Below are 19,358 nucleotides of genomic sequence, written 5' to 3' on the forward strand. Positions count from 1 at the left end.
GAGTGATTTCCTCTCGGGAAAAGCAGGCAGGAGATTGAAGAGTGGGATCAGATTTGTCCTATATTGAGGTCCATATCGAAGGGTACATCGGAACCATTGTATTTGACCGCCCAAAAAGTCGAAATGCTTTCAATAGTCGGATGATTGCGGAGATTTCCTCTGCTTTGGATGCAATGCAGGAAAAAGGCGTTCGTGTGGTCGTTTTTCGCGCGGTAAAGGGCAGCAGCATCTGGTCTGCAGGATATGACATCAAAGAACTGGCGAATACAAAGGATCAGTTTACTTCCGACCAAAACGATCCCTTGGAATTCCTCCTGCAAAAAATCACCCATTTCCCTGCACCGGTCATTGCCATGGTTCACGGTTCCGTCTGGGGAGGAGCCTGTGAGTTTGCTCTCTCCTGCGATTTGGTCTTTGGGGACCCTACCTGTTCTTTTGCCGTGACTCCCGCAAATCTTGGCGTACCCTACAGCGCCCGGGGCATTCTTCGGTTTTTGAATCGCCTTCCATTGAATATCGTCAAAGAGATGTTTTTTACAGCCCGGCCCATCGATGCGGCACGAGCGGAGCGGATCAGCCTTCTCAATTTTCTTGTGCCGGAGGAGGAGCTTGAAACATTCACCTATGAGATGGCCAGGGAAATCTCAAACAAGTCTCCTCTTACCCTTTCAAGCACGAAGGAACAAGCCCGTATTTTGTGTAATGCCGTCCCTCTCCGGCCGGAGGTATGGGAATATATGAGGAAACTCTGCCGTTCGGTATACGGGAGCGCCGACTATCAAGAGGGAGTGAAAGCTTTTCAGGAAAAGCGAAAAGCGGTTTTTCAGGGGAAATAGGCTGGACGAAATCATTAGCTCGGCAGGTGTCCCTGGACCTCCGGTGGTTGGAAACGGTCTCTTCTTGCCTGCCAAAATGAAAACCCGGAAGGTGATTCGTTCCACCCTTCTGGAAAATTCTGTCATTGCACATTGGGTTTTTCTATCTCATACTGCAAATGCCCCAGCCAATGCGGGGCCGCTACGCCGGCTCGATACGCCTCCAGAGCTTCCGGTGAGGAATTGATGTGCAGGTTGCTGTAGGTGTCGTCTTTGTTTCTCCAGCGTTCATGCCAGTAGACGGCGGCTTTTACCCGAGGATACTCCGTTTCGAGTGCCGTGAAAGCCTCACGAATCCACTCCGACTTGCTGCCTGCGCGGGGGAATTCGCCTACACCCCATTCTGCCACGATGACCGGCTTTGTGGAATCCAGTTTGCAGATGTTCTCGTATGCGGAATTCATGGCAGTATGAAAGGAGATCCAATCGTCATCTGAAAGCTGTTTGCCGTAAACGCTCAATCCGAGCCAATCGACATAGTCTGAGCCGGGATAGTACCGATCCATGGAGTTCCATGGTTCATCCGGATAGGTGAAGTTGTTTGCATGAAATCCCCACAAGATATTCTTGGCACCGCGGGTTCTGACGCGATTCACGACATATCGGTAAGCTTGCTTGAAGACTTCCGGTCCTTGATATCGGTTGGGCTCTCCTTCTGTTACCGGTGTTCCCCCACCATAAAAATATCCTGACCAGGGAAACCAGTATCCATTCATCTCTAGTCCCCAGGAAACCAGGATGGGTTTGCCGTAATCTTTTGCCTGATCTGCCCACTGATCGATATAGTTGTCCCACATTCCAGCCAGAATATTCTTCAAATTGAAACGGTCGGGGCCCCGATCCTCTGCGTAAGGACGATCCCAGGGGGACCAGAAAATGAGGGGTATGGCTCCATAATGGGAAATGATCTGCACATTTTTCATGGGAAAGTTCTGTTCTCCCCAAAAGCTCGAGAACGCAACGATTGTCTGGTGTTTTCCCGACATTTTTTCAAAATCTTCGAGGATGTCGAGAGATATCTCGTCTTCGGTAGCGCCAAAGTCCATGAATGCACCGGTATAGGCCCCGTTTTTCGGAAAAACCGTCACCTGGGAACGGGCTTCCTGGATCCTTGGAGAGCTCTCTTCCTGGCAACCGCACAAGGTGAGCGACATTATAAGAATGCCGACCATCAAGAGAGCTGGGAAACACGGTCGAGTGTTGAGATTTCTGTACCGAAAAATCATGAAGAGGTCCTTGTTAACAGGCTGCCCATGAGTCGTTCTCGCCTTCTTGGGAAGCGGTGGGGAGAAGGATTACCGGACAGTCCCTGATACTACAGGTGGTTTGGCACGGAGGCCGTCCGTTCCAATTTGCCCCAGCTTACCCAGACCCCCTGCACGGCCCTGAATATGGACTTCCAGATGACCCAGCTGAGGAGGGGACGGTAGATGAACCTCATGGGGATAATGAGCCAGGCGTGTCCCAGGGATTCCTTTTCCATCAAACAGGCCAATGCGGCCAGAAAGAGATCCATAAGCAGAAAAATGAGAAAATAAACGTAAACGGATTCACCGATCCCAAAAAGCATCGAATAAATGAGGAAGGCATCCACCAGGGGACCGACAGCCACAAGGAGAATTTGGAAAAGCCAGATGCTTGGCAGGCTGAACCACGCAAGGGCCTTGTAGCGGGTATCGAAAACGAGATCCCTGTGCTTCCATAGACACTGGAGTGTTCCAAACGCCCACCGAAAACGTTGTTTGGCAAGGGTGCGAAGGGTTTCAGGAGCCTCTGTCCATGCAATGGCCTGGGGTACATAGGCGATACGGAACCCGCACCTGTGGAGGCTGAGAGTCAGGTCGGTATCCTCCGCAAGCGTGTCGGTACTGATTCCCCCAGCCTTCAGAATAGCGGTTCGCCTGAGAGCACTCACTGCGCCCGGGGCCACCGTGATGCAGTTCAACTGATGGTAGGCGCGCCGGTCCAGGTTGAACCCGCACGTGTATTCCAGGGACTGACAACGGGCGATAAACGTCCGCATGTTTCCTACTTTTGCGTGACCTGAAACCGCACCTATCGTCTCGTCTCGAAAGGGCTGAACGAGGCGCTCTACGGTATCCGGCTGAAAATGAGTGTCTGCATCCAGCATGACCAGAATTTCGTTAGCTGCAGCGTTGATCCCCCTGCGCAATGCGCGTGCCTTGCCCCCGTTGGGCTGCCGAATCAAGCGAATCCGGGAGTCGGCTGCGGCCAGTCCGGCGACGATCTCGGCGGTTCGATCTTTTGATCCGTCATCGATGACGATTACCTCAAAGTGTCCTGGATAACGGGTTTTGAGCAGATTCTGCAGAGTGCTTTTTATGACCTTTTCTTCGTTATAGGCTGCGACAATGATGCTCACAGGGGGCTGGAAAAGGTCTTCCTCGGATTGTGCCGGTGAACGTCTGTTTTCGAGTGCAAAAAAGGCAACGATCAGGGTGCGTAAGACAATGAGAAAGGTCGCCAAGATCATGAATGCCCAAAGGAAATTCTCAACAATGTGTAACATGCGAAATCCGCTGCCGCTTACAAACCGGGTGACCGATTGGCTGCTCTGCTGCACGGGGGGCATGAGAAAGTCCGGTGACTCGTTCAATACCTGACCCAAAGAAGAAATTCGGTCTCCTCTCGCCTGCAGATAATCGATGATGTGAGGCAGGGCCTCCACCGTTTGGCGGCGGTCTCCACCGGCATCGTGCATGAGGATGATGTTTCCTCCAGCGCGGCGCATTTGTTTGACCCTTTGAAGAATAGCGTCGGATCCAGGTCGTGCCCAGTCTTCCGTATCAATGTTTTCCATGACGGTAAGATACCCTAGGGCGTTGGCCCATTTGATGGGCACGATCTCATCCATATTTTGAGGACGGGAATCCGCATTGTATGGAGGGCGGAAGAGAATGGTGGATCGTCCGGTAATCGTTTCGATCAAACGCTCTGTCGCATTGAATTCGAGAAGCGCCCGTTCTGCAGACACCATGGCCAGATTGGGATGTGTGTAAGTGTGTATTCCAATTTCATGTCCTTCTCGCACGATCCTTTCGGCCAGGTCCGGATTGGCTTCAACTTTTGCACCTACAACGAAAAAGGCAGCCTTCACTCCCTTTTCTTTCAATACATCCAGTATAATGGGCGTCCACTTGGGATCGGGACCGTCGTCAAACGTAATAGCCACCTGATCGTCATCGCCTTCGCCCATATGGCATAGAGTAAGATAATTGGGAAATTTTTCATAACGTTCGGAGACCTTCCCGTCGGCATCCAGAGTAAGCCTGCGTGCTCCCTCGGAAAGATCGTCGTCCACCGTGATAAATTCTCCCGTACCCACATGCGTAATGATGCCTTCGGGCTTCAACGGCTGCAGGTCCGTTAGCATCTCTGCCTTCAGTCGGGGGGCGCGGATGAACTTCAATGCCTTCCAGATATCCGGATCTTCGTTGCCAAGTTGGGAAATGGCAATTCCTCCCGTCATGTTCTCTCGGGCATTTTGGATTTCATTGATGAATGTGGCGACATCGAGGAACCAAACGGTATGTTCCGTATCCTCGTCTTCGTAAGAAAAATGAGGGTTTCCGGATGCCGAATCCAGCTCAAAATCCGTCAGGCCTGCACGGCCGGCACGGGTCATGACATCATGAAAGCTTATGGTTTCAGCCTTCTTGCCATCCATGGTCCAGTCGTAGCCGTAAGATCCAACGCCGATAATCCATTGGGAAGGAGTTCCATAATCGCTCATGGACTCCACCCAGCCATTGAACCATTCCTGGGAAGCGATGGGGCCCGGGGGATCGGTTTCCGAAGTCTCGTCGCTCAGCATGGCGATAAACTGGTCTGCACTGTGTGCCAGGGTCTCCAGGTCGTATACCTTGAGGTCCTGTCCCATAGGTACACTCAACCAGAGTTCCATATTGTGCTGATGAAGTGCGACCGCCATTTTCTGTACCAGAGCCGTGACCGATTCCTGGTAGGCTGGGTCCACTTGCTCCCAATCGATTACCACCCCGCCGGCCTTTAGGGCGGTCAGTCGGGATATCAGGTTGGAGATGAATTGCTCCTGTCTGGCTTCGGGGCCGTTGGCCAAACTTTCTACGGCTTCAGGCTGCCAGGTGTCTCCAATGAGGTTGTCCAAAAGCGGCATCAGGACGATACCTTTGCTTGCGCAGAAAGCCTGGAGTTGAGGGTCGGGGTTTGACACGAGAGTCCCCAGGCCGTCGGCAATGGTTAGCCATTGGGAAGAGACATGTGTCATTTGATCGGCATGCAGTTTTAGAGATTCAAAGCTCCTGGAGTCCCAGTTCTGATAAAACCCAAGCACGACTTCTCTGGTGCGATTCTTGCCGGCTCCTTCCACTGCGTTTTGTGCTGCATATATCTGTTTAGGGGCTCCTGGCCCTCCCCTGGAATATTGAAGCCAGAGGGGATTAGTGGTCTTGGGGGGGCTTCCGGATTCCTGTTTTTGAAGCACCTTCAAACGGGCTTTCAATTGCCGGACGGATGCAGGCAATTGAAGTTGTGAAGTTACGAAGAGTGACTGAATGAAAAGGATAATGGCTAAAGAGAAAAAAAGCCCTATAAAGAAAATCCATTTACGCAAGCGTGGCCAGCGTTTTCCACGAGCATCCAGGAAAACAAAACTGTCAATTTTTAATTCACCCATAAAACAAAACCTTAACGGCTAAAGGAAACGAGAACCGAATGCGTATGCACGAAAAAAGTTGTTTGAACTCCATCTTGAGGCTTTTTCCACGGGAGGCAGAAGCACGTCAAACTCGGTGCAAAGTCAGAAAATAGCCGTACCCAGTGGGCGACGTAGCATATTTTAACCGTTGAACATGTCAAAGCAAAATATTTATACCCGAACAGAAACTTGGAGAGTCAAAAAGTCGTCCGCTTTACTCTTTTACTCTGCCTATTGTATATATTTGGAATCATAAGGAGAATATCCGTATTCTCTACGGATCTGTTGAAATGATGACCCCCTAGGGTTAAAAGCATCTTCTACCGGTTGAATCTTTTTGGACAAACGAATGTTCCCCGGCTATCAGCCGTGCCGGTTTGTGCTTGTATAGGGAAAAAGTCTTACATATAATTCGAAAAATTTTTCCAGGAATATTGTTGAGTCTCAAAGCCTATGTATAATGAATATTTCGGTTTCAAGGAAACGCCTTTTTCCATCGCTCCGGACCCGCGTTATCTGTTCATGAGCGAGCAGCACAGGGAGGCTTTGGCGCACTTGCTTTTCGGCATCAATAGTGACGGGGGCTTTGTGCTGCTGACCGGTGAAGTGGGGACGGGGAAGACAACCATTTGCCGCTGTGTGCTGGAACAACTGCCGGAAAATTGTGTGGTGGCTTTTATCCTGAACCCCAAATTGAGCGTTCTGGAGTTGCTCTCCACCATTTGCGATGAATTTCGTATTCCTTACGCCGAAGGTGCTACGAGCGTCAAAGTTTTTGTGGATAAGATCAATGCCTACCTTTTGGACGCCAATGCCAGGGGATTGAAGGCCGTCCTCATCATCGACGAAGCACAGAATCTGTCCACGGACGTTTTGGAGCAGATGCGCCTCCTGACCAACCTGGAAACCAACCAAAGGAAGCTGCTCCAGATCATTCTCATCGGTCAACCGGAACTGAGAATCCTCCTGGCCCGCCCCGAGTTGCGCCAATTGGCTCAGCGTATCATTGCCCGCTACCACTTGGGGCCGTTGACAAAAAAGGACATGTCGGCCTATGTTAATCACCGGCTCGCCGTGGCCGGCATGCGCAACGAGCTTTTTTCAGATTCGGTTTTCGACAGACTCTATCGCATGAGTGGTGGCATTCCGCGGCTGATCAATCTCCTGTGTGATCGCTCCTTGCTTGGGACTTATGCTCAAAACAAAAAGCGGGTCGATAAGAAGACACTCAAACGAGCGGCTCGAGAGGTGTTCGGCGAGATGGAAGCCGAAGGCGGCTTTCATCGAAAGAAATTGCATAGGGCCTATATCGGATTGGGAATCCTTGCCGCGGGCTTCCTGGCGGGAGGAGCTTTTTACTATTACAAACCCTTTTACGACCACAAGCTGCCCGATTTGAAAGCCCATGTGGTCCAGGTCCCTGAAGTAGTGGAATCTCCGAAAGGGGCTGAACCGCCCAAAGCACTGGATCCACCTGATGATAAGAGCCCGGATGCCAAGACAAGGGAAGTGCCGGTGACCGCACCCGCACCGGAGCCGGAAAATGTCATTGCCTCTCCCGCGTATCGGAGACCGATGCCTTCATTGACAACATCGCAAGAACCGGAACAAAGGTCTAATTCCAGTGCTGCTGTTGCTCCCGGCAATGCGACGACGGAAAAGGTGAATTCGGGGAGTCTCGAAAGCTGGGCAGACAGACCTCATGTATATAATCAGTCGAGTGCCTACGAGTCTCTGTTCAAGCTATGGAAGATCACGTTTCGGCGGGATGCCGGCGGCGATGACTGCCGGCAGGCGGAAAGTCAGGGACTGCAATGCTTTTCGGCTGCAGGAGGTTTGGATGAACTGTCCAAATTGAATCGTCCCGCCGTGTTGAAATTGCACAACAAGAACGGTCAGGCATTTTATGCCACTTTGAGTTCCCTGAACGGGCGAGAGGCCACTTTATCTTCCAGTGGCGAAACCTTATCAGTTGGCATTGCTGAAATCGCCCAGTGGTGGCGAGGAGACTATACTTTGCTGTGGAAGCCGCCGCCGGGTTATGAGCGGGTGCTTCAAGGGGGTTATCAAGGCCCGGTTGTAGGATGGGTGAGATCCCGTCTTGCCAATCTTCAGGGAAAACCGATTCAACCCCTTGGGAAAATTGATGTATTTGATAAAACCTTGACGGAGCAGGTGAAGAAGTTTCAGATTGCGCACGGACTGAAGCCGGATGGATTGGTGGGACCTCAGACTCTGATTCGGATCAATACCGCTTTGGGGCAGGGGATTCCGTTATTGTGGGGCAATAAAAAGGATGGCCGGTAAATGTCCTACATTCTTGATGCACTGAAGAAATCTGAAGAGGATCGGCAGCGTGGTGAAGTTCCGAATTTGCGGACAGTGCAGGCGACTCCTGCACTGAAGTCGGAAAAGCGTGCCTTATGGCCCTACCTGCTCTTCCTGGCACTTCTCCTGAATGCCGGTTTGCTCTTCTGGTGGTTGCGCCCCTGGAGTTCAGAGAAACAAGCCGATATCGCCCCATCGGGCGTTGAGCGACAGATGGCTCAAAATGTTGCGAAATCTGAAGGAGATCAGGCACATTCCGAATCTTCGGCATCGATTCCATCGCCTGATTCCCCGAAGGGTTCCCAATCTCGGATGAGCGGCAACAAAACCGCGTCTCCGGCTGAAATGCAAACTGCGGCGGTGCATCCACTCGTGGATGGAACGACTACTTCTCCCAAAGAAAAAACCGAAATCTCAAAGCTTACAGAAAAGAATAAGAGCATCGAGAAGACTGAAAATCAGATCTCTCCACGCAAAGCTGTCGTGCCTCCTCAGGCCGTTTCCAAGGAGGAACCCGTTGCTCAACCTTCCTCCCGTCCAAAAAACAGGGATGAAAATGTCAGGATTGCAGAACCTGTGACAAGGGTCGCTTCTACTCCCCAAGAGCCTTCGACTGCCTCCTCCGCAGGCCGGAGCGAAGCAGATAAAAGGGGTGCTGGAAAATCTTTGTCTCCCGATTCAACGAAAAATAGCCCTGCGAGATCAGATGACTCCTCCTCACCCGCCTACCCCAAGGAATTGCTCCAGGCGATTCTGAATTCTCCGGCAATGACCGCGCCACAACGGCCACCTTCTCCTCCCACAGCAAAGCTGTCTCCCGAACCTCTCCCTGCGGAAACGGCGAAGAAATCAAGTGTTCCCACTTTGGCCGATTTGCCTCTGGATGTACAGTTGCAGATCCCTAAAATGTCTTTCAGCGTTTTCGTATATTCCAAAAAACCTGCAGACCGGATGGTCATCATTGACGGCCGCACCACACGTGAAGGACAGGAAGTTTCTGCCGGATTGAAGCTTGAGGAAATTACCCAGGATGGGGCTATCTTCAGTTACAAGGGCCGCAGATTTCTCCAGAAAGTTTTTTAGGGAGTTGGCGGATTCCAATATCCCGTTATTCACTACGGAGACACGGAGGGCACGGAGAAGATTTTGGAATTCTTATGGGATTCCTTTGTGATCTCTGTGCTTCCGTGGTAAAGGGGGATTTCAAAAGCGGCTCACTTCCTTGGAATTCCACCTGAAACTACGGTGTGTTAACCGTTCACCGCAGAGGACGCGGAGAGCATAGAGAATAAAGAAAGTTTGGCATTGGCTGTTTTTCCCTTTCTGCGTAATCTGCAGATATGCAAAGGGTAGTGAATGGTTACACGGTGCCTTGAGCAGAAGGTTGGAATGCAGGAAAAGCGCTTTGGACCTCACCACCAGAAGAGCTTTTTCCCTGGTAAAGTGAGAAGGATCCGAGATTGACGGAGAATCTTTCAATGGATACAACAACTCGCTTTTTTGAACCGGTGGCATGCCCATGACTCAATCGTCCCATGTGTTCAAGGTGGGGGCGCAAGGTGACCACTTCATCGCCTGGGGAGATGTGGTCGTTTTCGCCGGTATCGCTGTGGTCCTCTACATCGGTGTTTACCTGTCTCACGGTGCAGCGGCAGTGGTCCGAGGTCCTGAGATATCCCTCTCGCCCGCCGCCTTACCCTGGTATGTGGGGTATTCCCTCCGGCGGATGGCATCTGCCTATGTTCTTTCATTTATATTTACAATGGTATATGGATCTCTTGCCGCCAAGCATCGTTCGGCTGAGCGGGTTTTGCTCCCGATCCTCGACATTCTTCAGAGCATTCCCATCCTTTCTTTTCTGCCCGTTGTGCTCTTGAGCTTAACCGCCATTTTGCCTCAAAGATTTGCCGTAGAGCTGGCTGCTGTTGTTCTCATCTTTACGAGCCAGGTCTGGAATATGACTTTTGCCTGGTATCAGTCACTCATCACCATTCCCAAGGAGCTTCGGGAAGCTGCCACCATTTTTGGTTTCAGACGGGCCTTGCGCTTCAAAACTCTGGAGCTTCCCTTTGCGGCCATCAGTCTCATCTGGAATAGTATGATGAGTTGGGCCGGTGGATGGTTCTTTTTGATGGCAGCCGAGATTTTCACTGTAGGGCAGCGGGATTTTCGTTTGCCCGGCATGGGGGCTTACCTTCAAGAAGCAGCGAACCGGGGAGATGCCGAAGCGATCACCTGGGGGATCTGTGTGTTGGTGCTCGTCATTGTTGTGCTGGACCAGTGTGTCTGGAGACCTCTTTTGGCCTGGTCGGATCGCTTTAAACTGGAAATGGTCGAAGGCGAAGTCCCGCCCACATCCTGGTTTTATGATGCTCTGGTCAGTTCGCGTTTGCTGAAATGGGTTCGTATCAAGGTGGTTGAGTTTGTGAACGAGTATCTGGCTGCCGCTGTCGGCAGCCTTCTTGCGAAACCGATGAAGCTGCCCGTGAGGTTACCCCGATGGAGTGCAAAACGATTCCGAGTGGGTATTTTCCTGCAGATCATCTTTGCCGTGCTGATGCTCTACGGGAGTTACCGCGCCGGAAAAATGCTTTTTGGAGTGTCCATGTATCAGTGGGGCCAAATCGGCATCGGCCTGATTGCTACTTTGTTGCGAGTGGTGGTGACCCTTCTCATCGCTTTGGCGTGGACGGTGCCGCTAGGAGTCGCCATCGGCACCAATCCACGGCTTGCCGTGTTGCTTCAACCCATTGTGCAAATCGCTGCTTCCGTGCCGGCCACGGCCCTCTTCCCCGTCTTGCTGCTTTTTTTGTTGAATCTGCCGGGCGGCCTGAACTTGGCCGCAGTGTTGCTCATGCTCATGGGAACCCAGTGGTACCTGCTTTTTAATATCATCGCCGGGGCGGCCGTGATTCCGCAGGATTTGAAATACGCCACCGTCCTCTTACACATGAATCGATGGGAACGCTGGCGCAATCTCATTTTGCCGGCCTTGTTTCCGTACATGATCACCGGAGGCATTGCTGCCAGCGGAGGCGCCTGGAATGCAAGCATTGTGGCTGAGTACGCTCAATTTGGCGGGAAAGAATTTCACACGGTGGGGGTAGGGGCTCTAATCGCTCACGCTACGGCAGTAGGAGATTATCCTCTTCTTCTGGCTGCCACTCTCAGCATGATTCTCATGGTTGTCACCATCAACCGTTTATGGTGGAGGCGGCTTTACCGGTTGGCCGAAGAGCGCTACCGCATGGAGTGATGCATATGCAGATGGATAATGTGGATACCCCCCTGTTGAAGCTGGAACATATCAGCCAGGTGTACGGCAGTGGGCAGAGAAGTTTTACCGCGGTTCAAGATGTAAATCTTGTTTTAAACGAAGGTGAATTTGTTGCTCTCCTTGGGCCATCTGGATGCGGCAAAAGCACTCTGCTGCGACTCATCACCGGTCTGCAATCTCCCTCTGAAGGACGGGTTTTCTATCGCGGAGGGGTCATGAAAGGTGTAAACCCCCACGCCTCCATCGTTTTTCAGACTTTCGCCCTTTTCCCCTGGCTCACGGTTTTGGAAAATGTCGAAGTGGCGCTCAAGGCCCGTGGAATTCCGAAAAAAATGCGCACCACACGGGCGCTCGATCTGCTGGACAGAGTCGGTCTCGATGGGTTTGAGACCGCTTATCCCCGTGAACTTTCAGGGGGAATGCGCCAAAAGGTGGGGTTTGCGCGTGCCATGGCCGTGGAACCTGAACTCCTCTGTCTGGACGAACCTTTTTCCGCTTTGGATGTGCTCAGCGCCGAAGCCCTTCGAGGAGAACTGCTGGAACTGTGGACGAGTGGCAACATTCCCACCCGCGCCCTCCTCATGGTCACTCACAGTATTGAAGAAGCGGTTTTTATGGCGGATAGAATCGTCATAATGGATAAAGAGCCGGGTCGTGTGGTGAAGGAATTGCGAGTCCCTCTGATTCATCCTCGTGTGAGGAAGCATCCAAAATTTCTGGAGGTTGTGGACCGGGTGTATGCCATACTGGCCGGGCAGACGCTGCCGGAATACCTGGAACTGGGAACCGCGCCCGGTGAACCCGGGAAGACGCGCTCGCTCCCCCACATCACCCTCAACGAACTAACGGGGCTGCTCGAACGGGTAGCTGAAATGCCCAACTACCGGGCAGACATCTACCGGATGGCCGAAGAATTGAAATTGAATTCGGATCATCTCCTCCTCTTGATGGAAAGTGCGGAGCTGCTGGGGTTTGCTACGATCACTCAAGGCGATATCCTTTTGACTTCCCTGGGCGAAACCTTTGCTGAAGCCAGCATCCTGGCACGCAAGGAAATCTTTGCCTCCCGTATCCGGCGCCTTCCCATTTTCAAGTGGATGATAGCCATGCTGAGAGCCGCAGACAAACATCGACTGGAATGGGAAGTCGTTCAAACAGCGCTGGAATTGGAATTTCCCGTGGACGAAGCCGAGCGACAGCTGGATACAGCCGTAAACTGGGGGCGCTATGCAGAGATCTTGGCCTACGAAGACAATACAGGAATCATCTACCTGGAACCTTCGGCCTCTCTTGCCCCCGGAGCTCCCGCGGCCAAGGAAGAGTAATCCGAGAAGGGATCCTGAGAGCCTATCCTAAAGGCTATATAATAATATTTTGGGGAGAAGGGAAAGTGGGGGCGCCTCTTGTCGAACAGGAAGAATCCGATCCTGTGGATTTTCGTAACTTAGTACTCCAGCGCGATAATTACGCAACCAGATTTGTTCAACCCTAGGTTCTGTTGACATTTCACCTCAACCAGATGAGAGCTGCGACAAAGCCAAGAAAGCCCAAGAAGCTTCTGTCGAGCTTGTCGAATCTGGAGAAAATGCGTCTGAAATGTTTGATCTTGCTCATAAAGCACTCGATCAGATGTCGTTCGCGGTAGCGGCATTGGTCGTATTCGCGGGGCTCTTTGCGATTGGACCGGGGTGGAATCACAGCAGTAGCTCCAGATTGGGTGATCGCCTGGACGAAGGCATCCGAATCATAGCCCTTGTCTCCCAGTGCATGAGCGAAGGTGAAGCCCTCGATAAGAGCCGGTCCCTGTTCGATGTCACTCTTCTGACCGGGAGTGAGAATGAACCTCAGGGGATTTCCCAAGCCATCTACCGCTACGTGGATCTTGGTGGAAAAACCTCCTCGGCTGCGCCCGAGAGCCTGTGTCTCTTGTCCACCGGATCTTTTGAGGGCTCCGGCAGCACAGGGATGGGCACGAACAATGGTGCTGTCAAACATGAAGTTCTCCATATCGGGATCATCTATGAAGTGCTCGTGCATTCTGGAGAAGATACCCTTGTTACACCAGCGGGCGAATCGTTTATAGACACTGTTCCAGTTACCGAATTTCTCCGGGAGCAGTCTCCACTGAGCACCACTTCGTGTAATCCAAAGGAGTGCCTCAATGAAAAGACGGCAATCACCTTCTTCTCCTACGTAAACATCCACACAGGAGCGAAGGAATTGGAGGATCTTCAACCATGTTTCATCTTGTAGTAGTGCTGTTGACATCTATTAATTAGAACCCAAATGTCAACAGAACCTAAGAGGTTCCAGGCATGTTAAAATTAAATAAGAAGGCAACAAACAGGAGAGGAGTACAACCATGCCTGGACCTCAACACAAATACTGCATCTACATTCCTCCAGAGAAACGGAAAGTATTGAAACATCTGAGAGTGAGCTACACAAAACCCTATGCGGAGGTTGTAAGGGCTCGTATCCTCCTCCTATCGCATGAGCACCCGGAATGGAGCATCCGGCAGATCGCTGATGAAGTCGGATGCAGGCCATCCACCGTTAAGAAGTTCCGCAACAGATGGGTCAATGAAGGTAGCCTCAAAAACCACCCCCGACCCGGAGCCCCAAGAAAGCATCCTTCTGCCGTGAGGGCTCAGATCACCTTGTTGGCCTGTTCGAAACCGTGTGATCATGGCAAGCCATGGCAACGCTGGTCTGGAGAGAAGCTTTGTCAAGTCGCCAAAGAAAAAGGAATCGTCAGCCACATTGCCCCGAGCACTATTCGTCTTTGGCTGAAACAGGACAAGATCAAACCCTGGCAATATCATCTATGGCAAAAATCTCCTGATCCAAAATTCGTTGAGAAAGCGTCTCCAGTCCTGGATCTCTATGAGAACGCTCCCCAGTTGTTCCAGCAGGGTGAAGCTTCCGTTTGTATCGATGAGAAGACCTCCATTCAAGCAAGAAGACCTCTTCACGAGACCAAACCCGCCATAGCCGAACACCCCGTTCACGTGGCATCCCGATACAAACGGATGGGAGCATTACAGCTGTTTTGTGCTCTTATCGTCGCCAATGGAATCACCTTCGCCCGTACCTTCGCTCGCAAGCGCTTCGCGGAGTTCAAAACCTTTCTTCTGAGTTTCTTTTCTTCAGCCATTGTCAAGGGATTCAAGGTTATTGATCTCATTCTGGACAATGGCTCTACGCATGCACCCAAACAACTGGGCAAATGGATTGCTTCTCTCAACCTTTCTTTTAATGTTCGTATCTACTGGCTTCCCACATATGCCAGTTGGCTCGATCAGGTTGAGATCATCTTCAGTAAGGTTACAAGGGATGTACTCACTCCCAACGACTTCAACGACAAAAAGGAGCTTTCACAAATGCTTATGGGTTACTTTGATGAGCTCAACAGACATCCAAAACCCATAAAGTGGACCTATACGAAAACAAAGCTCGTGGCCAAGTTCGCTCCAAAATCCGTGCAAATGGCCGCGTAATTAGTGCGTTGGGGTACTTAGGCAAGATATGGGCAGGGCGTCGATGTTTCAATCGATGACCTCCACAAGATCCAACATCCCTTTGTCGTTTATATCGAATACGACGGTCCCGGCCTCTTTTCGTATAGCTGCCGCGAGCCTTTCGGTGCATTCCCGGATGTAGAGCTTATTGCCGGTGTCGTGCCTGTCGGGGCTCGATATTTCTGCCCGGTTTGCTTCATCCAGGCCGCCATCCAACCATTCGGCCGCATCGGCTCTGGCAGCTTCAATGGTTTCCCCAACCCCGAAAATGCCGCCATCCGGCTGATAGAGTGCAAACATTGCTTTGATCTCCTTCCCTATCGCATGATTATTGAGATTTCAGATAACTTTATCTTTGTAATAATACAGCTATCTTGTTTTTTTATGCAATCCATTGGTATAGTGATGGGACTGTTCGATCGAAACCCGTGAGACTTAGAGCCTATCCGAAAACCTACCTCGGCAGCGGACACCCCCCTTTAATTCCCCCCTCGAGGGGGGACCACGGGGGGTGTCGCAAAGTCCACAGGTGGTTTCTGGATAGGTTCTTAGATATGGGTTGATGAGTACCCAATCATATGTTTTTTTGAAAATTTGTTAAAAAAACCGTTGCCACGGTTTAATTTCAAGCTGTTTTGACGAATCAGAAGAGGAGCCGTAGATCTTGATGTTAAAAATGAAAGTATCAACCCTCGCTTTTCTCTGCACCCTTTTGCCGGCCCTTGGTGTCTCGGCGTTACCTGCCCCTTCCGAACAATTCAAGCAATTCGTCGCTTCCTACAGGGATGAAGGGAAGGATATTTCAGCGCTTTATCCTGTCGAATTCGACAGACTGTACCAGGAGGTCAAGAAGGACTTTACGCGTGAGGAACTGAGACTTGTGCTGTCCAAGAAGGCGGGCAATGAATTGGATGACTTCCATATGAAGAAGATTTTGTTCATGGCATCCCCAAATTCAGTGAGCCTGCAGAGACAGCAACATATTGACTGGGTTCCCAAACTGGTCAATGACGAAACCCTTTCCAAAGGAGTGGTGTTCTTCGAAACGTATTCGGATACGTTCAAATTGGCCTACGAAAGAACGGGTGTCGCGCCTGCGGACATCATTGCGATCTTGAATTGGGAATCGAGGCTGGGGGAACAAAGAGGTCAATATGATGTTTTGAAAATGTTCGTTGGACAAGCTTTTTACATCGACGATGTCGAGAGAAAACTCAACGAGGAAGGGGCTTATGCTCAGGATGGGGTCATGGCAAGGGGAGAGGCTCTAAAACGCATTCAACGCATCAAAAGTCGCGCTCTGAATAACCTGGCTGTTCTGCTCATCCAATCAAAAAAGCTCGGATTGGATCCCTATGCGATCAAGGGGTCATGGGCCGGCGCAATTGGAATTCCTCAGTTCATGCCTGCGTCCATGGGCTATGCAGCCGACGGCGATGGCAATGGTTCCATCGATTTGAATACCGTTGAGGATTCGATTTTATCCGTGGCCAATTACTTGAGCAGAAATGGATACCACAGTAAAGGGGCCATGTATGCTTTCAAGAGATACAATCAAGAAGAAATGTATATGCGTGGAGTTGCCCTTTACAGCGAGGAGATTCAAAAACGCGGCATCAAAATAGGTCCCGATTGGAATTGCAAGAATAAAAAGTAGTCCGTCCAATTAGCTCATTCGAGGTGGATCAAAGCGTTCCTGAGGTGTGAGGCGTCGTTTGCGGCGAGGTCCTCCACCGGACAATTTCCCAGTGCATAAACGGGCATCACGAGCATCAAGGAATTGAGGATCCAGATGGTTTTTGCCTCCGTGAGCTTTTCGATGCCTGCAGTTTTGTATTCCACTTTCCTTCCCAAATTTTCCATGAACCGGATTGCCCGGTGTAAAGTGATGCCCGGCAGTTGATGAGGGTTGGCCGGGGTCCACCATGTGTCTTCGGTCCGCAGGAGGAGGGAGCCGGCAGAGGTTTCGGTCACATTCCCATAAGGGTCCAAAAGAAGCGCCTCATCGGCTCCGGCATCCAACGCGGATTGTCGCGCCGTCAAATGATACAGATAGTTGAGACTCTTGTGCATTGCCAGAGGAGGGGCATAGCCTTCCCCGAATACATGCAGCTTCCAGCCTTTTTCGTAGGTGAAAGGGGAGGGAGGAGAGTATTTTTGGGCGGTGATACATCGGGTCGGGCGTTGGGGACCGGAGATATTCATGGGCAATCCTGGGCCGGAACAATCTCCCCGCGTCACGATGATTTTTACCGTCGCAATTCCTTGAGAAAGGCTGTTGAGGTGCAGGAGCTTCCCGATCGTAACATCCAGCGGCGGAAAGGGATCGGCCTTTATCCGAAGCTCTCTCATGGAGCTTTGCAGTCTTTCCGTGTGCTCCTTCAAAAAGAGAATACGCCCATTTTCGGCGCGCATGGTTTCAAAAAGTCCGTCACCGTAAAGAAAGCCACGGTCCAGAGGAGAGACGGCAGCTTTCTCCAAGGGGAGGAAGCATCCGTTCAACCAGAGCATCTGCCGCGAGGGCTGGGCCGGCGAATTCATACGGCGGTCTTTCCTATCTTTTCGATCAGTTGAAAAAGAGTCCGTCCTTTGTGGAGAGTTTCCTGATATTCATCTTCTTCGTTGGAATCGTACACGATTCCACCCCCCACTGAAAAATAGCATGTGTTCCCGCGTACGATGGCGGTGCGAATGGCGATATTCAGGTCGAGATTATTTTGACACCCCAGGTATCCGATGGCCCCCGTGTATATGTGCCTCACATTCGGTTCCAGTTCATCTATGATTTCCATGGCCCGGATCTTGGGGCAACCCGTGATGGAGCCGCCGGGAAAAGTGGCGCGAAGGATCTCCCCGTAAGTTGTATTCTCCCGCAGTTGGCCTTTCACGATGGAAACCAGGTGATGGACGTTCCGGTAGGTTTCCAGACGCTTATGCTCTTCGACCCGAATGGAACGCGGCTTGCACACACGTCCCAGGTCATTTCTCAGCAGATCCACGATCATGGAGAGTTCCGAGTCGTCCTTGGGATTTTGAAGGAGATCCCTGGCCAGAAGATCATCCTCCCCGGGTGTTTTTCCCCGCTTTCGGGTCCCCTTGATGGGGCGGGTTTCCACGTAGGAACCCCTGCGGTAAAGAAAGCGTTCCATTGAGGTCGAGAGTACATGATGGTCGCCTCCATGGACGTAGGCATAAAAGGGTGCAGGATTTAGATGGAACATAGCTGTCCAGAGTTCGAAAGGCTCGCCCTCAAAAGGGAATTGATATCTTTGGGAAAGGTTCACCTGATAGGCATCTCCTTCCCGGATGTAATCACGTACTGTGCGCACGGCATGAAGGTATGCCTCATGACTGAAATTGCTTTGCAGTTCGCCTGCCTTGACCTTTAACGGCACTTCAGCAGGGCGCGAAGGATGTGGAATCGGACTGTGTGCCCGACTCTCTCTGTTTGTCGCAAGGGTCAAAAGCCGAAGCTCTTTTTCCAGGCGATCATGGATGAGAATTTTTCCAGGCCATGAAAGCAGAATATCGGGAAGATCGAGATCGTCTGTGGCCGTTTGAGGCAGCTTTTCGATGGAATTCTTGAGATCGTATGCAAAATAGCCCATGGCTCCTCCTGCAAAGGGAAGAGGGGCTCTGGGAGATTCTTCTGGAGGCATTGCCGGGAAAAGGCGATCCAGCACCTGGAGAGGGTCCGATTGGATGCGGGATGTTTCGTATGCGGTAGTGAGAGTGCAACGGGTTCCTTTGCTCTTGAAGATGAGCAGGGGATCCCAGCCTGCGATGGAATAGCGGTTGTTCCCGGGGGATCGTGCCTTCCCTCCACTCAAGAGAACCACACTGAAGGGCTGCCGGGTGCAAGTTCGTGCATAGCCGAGAAATGCGTCGTCGTCGGCCGCCCTGTTCAAGATTCTTTCTTCGGCGATGTGAAGTGTTGGATGGGTATAATGCAATGGTTTCATAGAGTTTGCTCCATCCAATGTCCCTGAAACATGGGCGGTGTTTGCCTTGCGGCGGGAGGGGGCACACGGGGAAATGGAGCACCGTCGTTTGGTTTGAAAGTCCGGCCGGAACACCATGCGGGGTGGAGGGACAAAAAGTGGTCGATCAGCTCCAATCCGTATTCACTCATGAAGGATTCAGGGTGGAACTGGACACCGCAGAGCGGCCAGGTTTGATGTTGAATGCCCATGATCACCTGGTCCTCGCTCCACGCCAGGGGTTGGAGCAAAGGTGAGCGGATTTCTATGCAGAGGGAATGATAACGGGCGACCCGGAACGGCGAGGGAAGATTCGAAAAGATGCCCCGGTTCGCATGCTTCACCAGGGATCTTTTGCCGTGCACGGGAACGGGTGCTTTCCGGGTTTTCCCTTCGAAGACCTCATTGATGACCTGCATTCCGAGGCATACTCCGAGAATGGGAATGTGCGGGCCGAAATGATGGACGACAGCCTTGCTTACGCCCGCGTGAGAGGGACTTTTTGGCCCGGGAGAAATACTGATCCAGTCGGGTGCCAGTTTTTCGATCCCGGCAGGAGTGATGCGGTCATTGCGAAAGACGAGAACTTCGATATCGAATTCATAGAACAATTGCACCAGGTTGTGAGTGAAAGAATCATAGTTGTCAATCATGACGAGTCTCATGACGTTTCTCCCTTCGG

General features: G+C 51.5%; 14 protein-coding genes. 7 read left to right on the forward strand and 7 right to left on the reverse strand.

Features of this window, described 5'->3' with window-relative positions; all coding sequences use genetic code 11:
- Positions 1–41 precede the first annotated feature (41 nt).
- On the forward strand, positions 42–836 hold the full coding sequence (scpB, locus tag QMG16_RS18585) for a methylmalonyl-CoA decarboxylase (protein WP_281796659.1): 795 nt from the start codon (positions 42–44) through the stop codon (positions 834–836).
- Positions 837–958: 122 nt separating this feature from the next.
- On the opposite strand, the gene QMG16_RS18590 is transcribed toward scpB, so the two are convergent.
- On the reverse strand, positions 959–2,101 hold the full coding sequence (locus tag QMG16_RS18590; protein ID WP_281796660.1) for a glycoside hydrolase family 26 protein: 1,143 nt from the start codon (positions 2,099–2,101) through the stop codon (positions 959–961).
- Between the two features lie 89 nt (positions 2,102–2,190).
- On the reverse strand, positions 2,191–5,550 hold the full coding sequence (locus QMG16_RS18595) for a trifunctional glycoside hydrolase family 18/polysaccharide deacetylase/glycosyltransferase family 2 protein (protein ID WP_281796661.1): 3,360 nt from the start codon (positions 5,548–5,550) through the stop codon (positions 2,191–2,193).
- 474 nt (positions 5,551–6,024) lie between these two features.
- Between QMG16_RS18595 and QMG16_RS18600 the strand changes: the two genes are divergently transcribed.
- The 4 genes from QMG16_RS18600 (at position 6,025) to QMG16_RS18615 (ending at position 12,501) form a co-directional block, all read left to right on the forward strand.
- On the forward strand, positions 6,025–7,878 hold the full coding sequence (locus QMG16_RS18600; RefSeq protein WP_281796664.1) for an ExeA family protein: 1,854 nt from the start codon (positions 6,025–6,027) through the stop codon (positions 7,876–7,878).
- On the forward strand, positions 7,879–8,982 hold the full coding sequence (locus QMG16_RS18605) for a general secretion pathway protein GspB (protein ID WP_281796665.1): 1,104 nt from the start codon (positions 7,879–7,881) through the stop codon (positions 8,980–8,982).
- A 436-nt stretch (positions 8,983–9,418) separates the two neighbouring features.
- Positions 9,419–11,155: an ABC transporter permease gene (locus QMG16_RS18610; RefSeq protein WP_281796668.1), complete on the forward strand. Its 1,737-nt coding sequence runs from the start codon at positions 9,419–9,421 to the stop codon at positions 11,153–11,155.
- Between the two features lie 5 nt (positions 11,156–11,160).
- Positions 11,161–12,501 carry an ABC transporter ATP-binding protein gene (locus tag QMG16_RS18615; RefSeq protein WP_281796672.1) on the forward strand — a complete coding sequence of 447 codons (1,341 nt, stop codon included), beginning with the start codon at positions 11,161–11,163 and terminating at the stop codon, positions 12,499–12,501.
- 181 nt (positions 12,502–12,682) lie between these two features.
- Here QMG16_RS18615 and QMG16_RS18620 read toward each other — a convergent pair whose 3' ends face one another.
- The gene (locus QMG16_RS18620; protein ID WP_281792066.1) at positions 12,683–13,444 is read right to left on the reverse strand and encodes an IS5 family transposase; all 762 of its coding nucleotides are present in this window, start codon (positions 13,442–13,444) and stop codon (positions 12,683–12,685) included.
- A 94-nt stretch (positions 13,445–13,538) separates the two neighbouring features.
- On the opposite strand from QMG16_RS18620, the gene QMG16_RS18625 reads away from it, so the two are divergent.
- Entirely contained in the window at positions 13,539–14,675 is a 1,137-nt protein-coding gene (locus QMG16_RS18625) for an IS630 family transposase (RefSeq protein WP_281792982.1), read from the forward strand.
- A gap of 48 nt (positions 14,676–14,723) precedes the next feature.
- Here the strand turns inward: QMG16_RS18625 and QMG16_RS18630 are convergent, their stop codons facing one another.
- Entirely contained in the window at positions 14,724–14,996 is a 273-nt protein-coding gene (locus QMG16_RS18630) for a hypothetical protein (RefSeq protein ID WP_281796674.1), read from the reverse strand.
- A gap of 367 nt (positions 14,997–15,363) precedes the next feature.
- On the opposite strand from QMG16_RS18630, the gene QMG16_RS18635 reads away from it, so the two are divergent.
- Positions 15,364–16,353, forward strand: coding sequence for a lytic murein transglycosylase (locus QMG16_RS18635; RefSeq protein WP_281797115.1), 990 nt, complete (start codon positions 15,364–15,366; stop codon positions 16,351–16,353).
- A 14-nt stretch (positions 16,354–16,367) separates the two neighbouring features.
- Here the strand turns inward: QMG16_RS18635 and QMG16_RS18640 are convergent, their stop codons facing one another.
- From QMG16_RS18640 to QMG16_RS18650, 3 genes are read right to left on the reverse strand one after another with little or no spacing between them, the layout of a single operon-like run.
- Positions 16,368–17,237 carry an aminotransferase class IV gene (locus tag QMG16_RS18640; protein WP_281796675.1) on the reverse strand — a complete coding sequence of 290 codons (870 nt, stop codon included), beginning with the start codon at positions 17,235–17,237 and terminating at the stop codon, positions 16,368–16,370.
- Positions 17,234–18,658 carry an aminodeoxychorismate synthase component I gene (gene pabB, locus QMG16_RS18645; protein WP_281796678.1) on the reverse strand — a complete coding sequence of 475 codons (1,425 nt, stop codon included), beginning with the start codon at positions 18,656–18,658 and terminating at the stop codon, positions 17,234–17,236. The genes QMG16_RS18640 and pabB overlap by 4 nt, the downstream gene beginning before the upstream one ends.
- Positions 18,655–19,341, reverse strand: a complete 687-nt coding sequence (locus QMG16_RS18650; protein WP_281796680.1) for an anthranilate synthase component II — start codon at positions 19,339–19,341, stop codon at positions 18,655–18,657. The genes pabB and QMG16_RS18650 overlap by 4 nt, the downstream gene beginning before the upstream one ends.
- Between the last annotated feature and the right edge of the window lie 17 nt (positions 19,342–19,358).

The organism is Desulforhabdus amnigena (assembly GCF_027925305.1).
Classification (GTDB): Bacteria; Desulfobacterota; Syntrophobacteria; order Syntrophobacterales; family Syntrophobacteraceae; genus Desulforhabdus; species Desulforhabdus amnigena.

Bases quoted from the DNA above. Each gene is read 5' to 3' on its own strand.
- QMG16_RS18650 (WP_281796680.1), bottom strand. From the start codon at position 19,341: ATGAGACTCGTCATGATTGACAACTATGATTCTTTCACTCACAACCTG.
- QMG16_RS18625 (WP_281792982.1), top strand. From the start codon at position 13,539: ATGCCTGGACCTCAACACAAATACTGCATCTACATTCCTCCAGAGAAA.
- QMG16_RS18600 (WP_281796664.1), top strand. From the start codon at position 6,025: ATGTATAATGAATATTTCGGTTTCAAGGAAACGCCTTTTTCCATCGCT.
- QMG16_RS18635 (WP_281797115.1), top strand. From the start codon at position 15,364: ATGTTAAAAATGAAAGTATCAACCCTCGCTTTTCTCTGCACCCTTTTG.
- QMG16_RS18615 (WP_281796672.1), top strand. From the start codon at position 11,161: ATGCAGATGGATAATGTGGATACCCCCCTGTTGAAGCTGGAACATATC.
- QMG16_RS18590 (WP_281796660.1), bottom strand. From the start codon at position 2,101: ATGATTTTTCGGTACAGAAATCTCAACACTCGACCGTGTTTCCCAGCT.
- QMG16_RS18595 (WP_281796661.1), bottom strand. From the start codon at position 5,550: ATGGGTGAATTAAAAATTGACAGTTTTGTTTTCCTGGATGCTCGTGGA.
- QMG16_RS18630 (WP_281796674.1), bottom strand. From the start codon at position 14,996: ATGTTTGCACTCTATCAGCCGGATGGCGGCATTTTCGGGGTTGGGGAA.
- QMG16_RS18610 (WP_281796668.1), top strand. From the start codon at position 9,419: ATGACTCAATCGTCCCATGTGTTCAAGGTGGGGGCGCAAGGTGACCAC.
- QMG16_RS18640 (WP_281796675.1), bottom strand. From the start codon at position 17,237: ATGAATTCGCCGGCCCAGCCCTCGCGGCAGATGCTCTGGTTGAACGGA.
- QMG16_RS18620 (WP_281792066.1), bottom strand. From the start codon at position 13,444: ATGTCAACAGCACTACTACAAGATGAAACATGGTTGAAGATCCTCCAA.
- QMG16_RS18605 (WP_281796665.1), top strand. From the start codon at position 7,879: ATGTCCTACATTCTTGATGCACTGAAGAAATCTGAAGAGGATCGGCAG.
- pabB (WP_281796678.1), bottom strand. From the start codon at position 18,658: ATGAAACCATTGCATTATACCCATCCAACACTTCACATCGCCGAAGAA.